This window comes from Paenibacillus glycanilyticus NBRC 16618, assembly GCF_004000805.1.
GTDB classification, from domain to species: domain Bacteria; phylum Bacillota; class Bacilli; order Paenibacillales; family Paenibacillaceae; genus Pristimantibacillus; species Pristimantibacillus glycanilyticus.
Window position 1 is genome coordinate 1 of record NZ_BILY01000082.1, and the last position, 5792, is coordinate 5792.

Annotated in this window: 8 protein-coding genes; 2 read left to right on the top strand and 6 right to left on the bottom strand. The window is 51.5% G+C overall.

Features of this window, described 5'->3' with window-relative positions:
- Positions 1–330 precede the first annotated feature (330 nt).
- The 5 genes from PGL01S_RS30515 to PGL01S_RS30535 all read right to left on the bottom strand — a co-directional run bounded on the left by PGL01S_RS30515 (position 331) and on the right by PGL01S_RS30535 (position 3186).
- Positions 331–939 carry a polysaccharide deacetylase family protein gene (locus PGL01S_RS30515; RefSeq protein ID WP_127499495.1) on the bottom strand — a complete coding sequence of 203 codons (609 nt, stop codon included), beginning with the start codon at positions 937–939 and terminating at the stop codon, positions 331–333.
- A 122-nt stretch (positions 940–1061) separates the two neighbouring features.
- Positions 1062–1532 (bottom strand): MEKHLA domain-containing protein, encoded by a 471-nt coding sequence (locus PGL01S_RS30520; RefSeq protein ID WP_127499497.1) that lies wholly within the window; start codon positions 1530–1532, stop codon positions 1062–1064.
- Between the two features lie 27 nt (positions 1533–1559).
- Complete coding sequence (locus tag PGL01S_RS30525) at positions 1560–2261, bottom strand: HAD family hydrolase (RefSeq protein WP_127499500.1); 702 nt, start codon at positions 2259–2261, stop codon at positions 1560–1562.
- A 97-nt stretch (positions 2262–2358) separates the two neighbouring features.
- The gene (locus PGL01S_RS30530; protein ID WP_127499502.1) at positions 2359–2823 is read right to left on the bottom strand and encodes a heme-degrading domain-containing protein; all 465 of its coding nucleotides are present in this window, start codon (positions 2821–2823) and stop codon (positions 2359–2361) included.
- A 99-nt stretch (positions 2824–2922) separates the two neighbouring features.
- Positions 2923–3186, bottom strand: coding sequence for a hypothetical protein (locus PGL01S_RS30535; protein ID WP_127499504.1), 264 nt, complete (start codon positions 3184–3186; stop codon positions 2923–2925).
- 104 nt (positions 3187–3290) lie between these two features.
- Here PGL01S_RS30535 and PGL01S_RS30540 point away from each other — a divergent pair, with 104 nt between their 5' ends.
- Positions 3291–3677 carry a winged helix-turn-helix transcriptional regulator gene (locus PGL01S_RS30540; RefSeq protein WP_127499506.1) on the top strand — a complete coding sequence of 129 codons (387 nt, stop codon included), beginning with the start codon at positions 3291–3293 and terminating at the stop codon, positions 3675–3677.
- A 152-nt stretch (positions 3678–3829) separates the two neighbouring features.
- A complete protein-coding gene (locus PGL01S_RS30545) occupies positions 3830–4543 on the top strand; it encodes an SDR family oxidoreductase (protein ID WP_127499508.1) in 714 nt (237 codons plus the stop codon).
- A 160-nt stretch (positions 4544–4703) separates the two neighbouring features.
- On the opposite strand, the gene PGL01S_RS30550 is transcribed toward PGL01S_RS30545, so the two are convergent.
- The gene (locus PGL01S_RS30550) at positions 4704–5525 is read right to left on the bottom strand and encodes a squalene/phytoene synthase family protein (RefSeq protein ID WP_174806626.1); all 822 of its coding nucleotides are present in this window, start codon (positions 5523–5525) and stop codon (positions 4704–4706) included.
- Between the last annotated feature and the right edge of the window lie 267 nt (positions 5526–5792).

Below are 5792 nucleotides of genomic sequence, written 5' to 3' on the forward strand. Positions count from 1 at the left end.
GATCCGGGCGCTTTACTCGCTTTTTCGCGCATTTTTCACATGCTTAACGATGTCGCGCATCGTTAAGCCTCCCGGTTTACGCCCTTTTTACCACCTTAACGATGTCTAGCATCGTTAAGCTGCGCGATTCGGGCGCTTTACACGCTTTTTCGCGCATTTTTCACGTGCTTAACGATGTCGCGCATCGTTAAGCATCCCGCTTACGCCCTTTTTACCGCCTTAACGATGTCTCGCATCGTTAAGCTGCGCGATTCGGGCGCTTTACTTGCTTTTTCGCAGGTTTTTCACGTGCTTAACGATGCCCCGCATCGTTAAGCTTCCCGGGCCGTTCTACTCGGCCAAGCGAAGCAGCTCGCTTACAGTTACCAGCCGGTACCCGCTCGCCGTCAGCTCCTTCGTCAGCACGCGCACCGCTTCCACCGACTGCGAACGGTCGCCGAATCCGTCGTGGAAGATCAAGATACTGCCATTGCGCACTTCCCTGCGCGTCGTTTCGAGGATATGGTCAACGCCCGGCATATCCCAATCCTTCGCATCCATGTTCAAAGCGCCAATAGACGGATATCCCTCGCGTTCAAGAATCGCCTGCACTCTTTCGTCCCCTGCCAGATAAGGCAGACGCATCGTTGCAGCCCTCGTTCCCGTGACTTGCTTGATAAGCTCCTCTGTACGCGAGAGCTCGCTTTCGAATTCCTCATCCGACAGCTCGGTCATATTGGGATGCGTATACGAATGGTTGCCGATCTCATGCCCCTGCTCATGGACAAGCCTCGCTACCTCCGGATGAGCGGCGATTTGCTCGCCGATCATGTAGAAGGTTGCTTTTCCCCCGGCTTCAGCGAAAATCTCCAGCAGCTCCGGCGTGTACACCGGATTGGGTCCATCATCAAACGTAAAAGCAACAGCCTTGCTGGACGTATTAACGGATTGAATTAACATAACGACTTAGGCTCATCTCCTGTCAGCTAATCTCTTCCTAGTATAAATCTCTCTCCGGCAGCTTGTAACTAGATAAATAACGGGACAAGCCTTAACAATTAAAGGTTGCAGCGCAGAGAACCCTACAAGTACTTATAATCCAGGAAGGTCGCCGCCTGTCCTCTGTAAATCCCCTGCTCATCCACCAGATTCCACACCGTAGCGTTAACGATATAGAACCTCCGTCCCGATCTGGATATCCGGATACCGGTATAATTATCGACATAACCGTTTGCCGTCACCTGCGTAAAAAACCGGTCCCGTTCCGCCCGTTCCATCGGCTCTGCCGTAAGCCGCGAAGGCGTGCTCGTAAGCTGTTCCCACGACATCTCCCACAGCTCCAGTGCCATCCGGTTGCCGTAATTCAGCACCGGATCGCTTTCCGTCCCATGCGACAAAATCACTCTCGGAGCCGTAAACAGCAGCTCCTCCAGCCCTTTCTCCCTGCTATTCTCAACGGGCATCAACTCCTGCCCCGTCCATCTCCGGTAGCTGTCCACGAGCAGCTTGCTATGCTCGTAAGTTGCACCCACGCCAGTCAGCGGCTTGTCCATCTTGATCCTCCCAAAAGCATCTGCTTCTTATCTCGCTTCGTTTTCCTTGCTCTGCAGCAGCCACTGTTCAGCCGCTTTTAAATCGTAACAAACATAATCCGGCTCAGGCCCATGCGGCTGCCGTTTATGGAGCCGGTTCAGCCAGATCGTCCGAATCCCTAGCCTGCCTGCTCCGATAACATCACTGCTATAGGAGTCAACGATATGCACAATCTCCGAAGGCTTTAGACCGCAGCGCTTCATGCCCTCAAGGAACAATTCCGGACGCGGCTTATAAGCCCGTACATCCTCGCTGGTAATGATGTCCGTCACTTTTATCCCGTGAACCATAGCCGCTGCCGCAATATCCGCCGTATCGATATTGGATAAAATATAAATCGGAAGATGACGGAATGTCGAGAGAAAAGGCAGGGTGTCTTCATACAATTCCGGCTTCATCCAGTGATCAAACTGCCCGCGGATCAGCTGCTCCGCCGAACAATCCGAACCGAAATGCGCCAGCGTCTCGGCAAGAGACAGAAGCCCCAGCTCCCGCTGCGGCTTAAACCGATCGTCGAAGCTGGCATCAAACAAGCCCGACAGCGTTTTCCACCAATATTGACCAATCTCGCCAGGCTCGCTAGAGGTCTCCATGCTTGCCCGGATCTGATCGTAGATCGGCGGTAAAATATCGTCGTCTTCATGCACCAGCGTCCCGTAAAAATCAAGAAAAATAGCTTTCGCCCTCATCCGGACTATCTCCTTTCAACCGCAGGCAAACATAAAAACACCTCCATACCTAATCGGGACGATTAAAACGGAGGTGTCTATTCATTGTACCGCCCTGCTACTTCTTCAAAAACTTGCGGATGCCGTCTACCGCCGCTTGATGGTCTTCTTCGCCGGTCAGACCGGATACGGTAATCGTGCCGACTTTGCCTTGGCCGCGGACGATAATCGGGAACGATCCGCCTTCGCCTTGATAGTCGGACAGCGGCAAGCCCGAGCTTTCCGGGAACGTTGTCCCTTGGTCACGGAACATCTCGCCAACATATAAAGAGCTGTGGCCAAAATGGTTCACAACATTTTTCTTCGTATTCACCCAGTAAATATTGTCCTTCGAAGTACCCGCCATGTAGTGGGTATACAGCGGATGCTCATCGTTCTCGATATGTACGGCAATCCCTTTGCCGATTGCATCCTTCGCATGCTGTACCACGATATTGCCTAATTGCAGCGCGTCCTCATTGGTGAAGGAATCGAATTGAAGCTCCTCTTCCTGTGCAAGCAATGTCTTCATCAAATCGTTCATGACTCTATCTCTCCCTGCATCCGAATCCTAACAAACCCATCTTACTATAAAAATAACCCCTTGGAAACCGCAACGCTCAGGCTCCAAGAGGTTAGTCCGCTATAGGTTTTTCACCCAATGCGGCTTTGTATAATGACTGACGCCGCCGGAGCCTACGAATACCTTGCCGCCTTTGTTGAAAGTAATGAGTTTTTCCGCGCCCGTTGTAAGCAAAACCGTGACTTGGGCATTGTTTCTCTTCGCAATATAGACGAAATACCCGCTTCCCGTAATAACACTTCTCCAATTTTTATCGAACTCCGAACGTACGACCCGGTTTGAATATACCTGGTTTTCCCGGTTGCCTTTCCCCTTTGCTGCCATACCGACTCTCTCCTTTCGCTGCTAGATTACCTGCCTTTTATCGTATGCGCGTCCCTCGATTCGGCTTGGACAGCTACTCCTCCGGAGCGATGGATTATGCTACTATGAGAGCAATAGACAGAGTTTTCCAAGGGAAGGATGGAGACAACGTGATTGAACCTGTTGCATTAAACAAAGGAACACCAGGCGAGCCGTGTCCGATTGAAGCCGCGCTGGACGTCATAGGAACCAAATGGACCTTCCTTATTATCCGCGATCTCCTGATCGAGGGAACGTTACGCTTCAGCGATCTGCTGAAAGGAATGGAAGGCATCAGCCCCAAGACGCTGTCGCTCAGACTGAAAGAGCTCGAAGCAAAAGGGATTATCGGGCGTAAGGTATATCCGGAGGTGCCGCCTAGAGTGGAGTATACGTTAACGGAGAGGGGCAGGCAGCTGGAGGGGATTTTTATCGAATTGAAACGGTTTGGCCTTACACTGGCTGAAAAATAAAATAAACCCGTTAGCCTCGTTCCCGCACAATACTTACTTTCCGGTAACTATATGAATAAAATAACACTACTTCCCAAACGGAATTGTTGGCGGTATGCTGTGCTCATTGCAAGAGCAAAGCGCTCATCCATTCAAATTGGGAGGAATCAAACATGCTGCAGAGTCAAAGAATTGCCATTATCGGGGGAAGCTCGGGGATAGGACTGGAGACGGCACGGCAGGTTATCGAGCAAGGAGCGGAAGTGATTATTGCAAGCCGTTCGGAGATTAAGCTTCAGGCGGCTGCCAACCAATTGGGTCCTGCCGCATCCGCTTACGTGCTGGATACAACCGATGAGGAACAAGTGAAGCTTTTTTTCGAGAAGGTTGGGGATCTGAATCATCTTGTAGTAAGCGCGGCCGAAACCTCGGGCGGTTCTTTCCTTCAGACCGAATCGGCCCGTTCCCGAGAGCTGTTCGAGAATAAATTCTGGGGACAATACTATGCGGCCAAATACGGTGCGGCTAAGCTTGCCGACGGAGGGTCCATTACTTTATTTTCGGGAGTTGCAGCCTATAAAGCGATGGCGGGATCAGCGGCTTTGGGGGCGGTTAACGCAGCCGTCTCGAATCTGGGACAGACGCTTGCGCTTGAGCTTGCCCCGATCCGGGTCAACGTGGTCTCTCCCGGTATTATCGATACGCCTTCCCGAAGCAAAATGCCGGAGGACGCGCGAAATCAGCTGTATCATGCGGTGGCCGGAAAGCTTCCCGCTAAGCGGATCGGCTCTGCTTCGGATGTTGCGTTATGCGTGCTTTATCTGATCCAAAACTCGTTTGTTACCGGTACCGTCCAGCATGTGGACGGCGGGCATAGGCTCACCTAAGCGATTGGAATTGTTTGGTTAAAATTTGTAACATACTCGAAATGTAACGTTCATCTTTCTTTAATGAACATTGCCTATAATAGAACTCAACCCCCCTTTTAATAATATAAATACTTAGCCCCACAGCACCGTGCTGTGGGGCACTTTCTTTTGTATGGATTTACTTGATTTTGCTGACGATCTTCAGCACGGCGTCCCGCGTCAGTTTATTGCCGCCGACGGCAATCAGGTTAACGGTTGCATGGGCAAGGGACAACGGGATTTGGCAGAAGGTGCGCGCAGGACCTTTTTTCAAATCCGCGAGATACTCATCCGCCAGCTTCAGATTACGCCGGGTGTAACTCAGCATATCCTTCAGGTCCCAGCCATCCGGAAAGAAGTCAACGCCGCGTTCCATATCCTCCGACCGGTTACGCATAATGTTAACCGCTTGCAAGCCGCGGCCGAATGCAACCGCTTTTACGCGATCGGTCTCCGTTCCGTCATACCAGCGCCAGATATCGGACAGCATTTCGCCTACCATCCCGGCAACGCTGTAGGTGTACTTGTCCAGATCCTCTTCCGTGCGGATATTCCACGAGGTTCCAACCCAATCCGCCATCTGCTCAGCCATCATCGTAATGTAGTTGTATACGGTAGGCGCAATGCCTGCCGGACACAGCTGCGCCCATTCGGACATCCTCACCGTAACTTCGGGAAGCCTATCCCGGTAAGGCTGCCACACTTGATGAAGCGATTCCTCGATATTTTGCGATTTCATCGCTTGCGCTGCTCCAAGCAGCAGTTCTTTTTTGATCGGAGCCGGCAGCTTCTCGTCGTCTTCTACCTCGTCAATTGCTCTCATGCACAGGTAGGCGGACGACACGGCTTCTTTCAACTCCGGTATCAGCTTGCTTATGGGAATGTAAAAGGTCCGGCTTGTCAGCTTGAGCATCGTCATTGCGTCGTTCAACATCATGTTCGTAATGGGAATTCCCTCCATACCACGGTAAAATCTCACGAAAACTTCTTATGTATCCATCATACTTTAACATTTCACCAAAAGTAAAATTTTCGACCCAATTCGACCTATATGAAGGTTAAAACGGGCTGATCATGGTCGGTCGGAGGCTCTTCAGAGGCGATGCGCTCCTCTGAGGAGGAGCTTAACGATCTGCCGTATCGTTAAGCCCCTCGTTTCCGGCGATCGCGACCGGCTTAACGATGTCGCACATCGTTAAGAATCCGATTCCAACCCGTTTTGCGGGTG